The sequence below is a fragment of the Schaalia canis genome (assembly GCF_003858455.1).
GTDB classification, from domain to species: domain Bacteria; phylum Actinomycetota; class Actinomycetes; order Actinomycetales; family Actinomycetaceae; genus Pauljensenia; species Pauljensenia canis.
This window is the reverse complement of record NZ_RQZF01000064.1, coordinates 1-255: the sequence shown is the minus strand read 5'-3', so window position 1 is coordinate 255 and position 255 is coordinate 1. Positions and strand designations below refer to the sequence as shown.

1 protein-coding gene is annotated in these 255 nt (G+C 55.3%); it reads left to right on the top strand.

Translation table 11 applies throughout. The features are described from left to right. On the top strand, nt 1-255 hold a 255-nt coding region (locus EII11_RS10690; protein WP_165867179.1), incomplete at both ends, for a hypothetical protein.

Below are 255 nucleotides of genomic sequence, written 5' to 3'. Positions count from 1 at the left end.
TGGTGTGCAATACCTTGATGGTGGTCGCAGGATCATTCTTGGGCTTTTAGATAATCCGCAGAGTATCTTTGCGCGTGGCCCTCAAGAGATTGACCGGCTTGCTCATGGTGATTACTGCCGGTTGGGGAAGGCGTATTGGGGTGAGAATGCTGCTACTCATTCGACTGATTGGCGGGTGACGCCCCTTGATTTCGGTGAGGGTATCGCTGCTTTCCAGGCCGTGTACTGGGAGGGGAAGGGACTTACGCCTCCCCC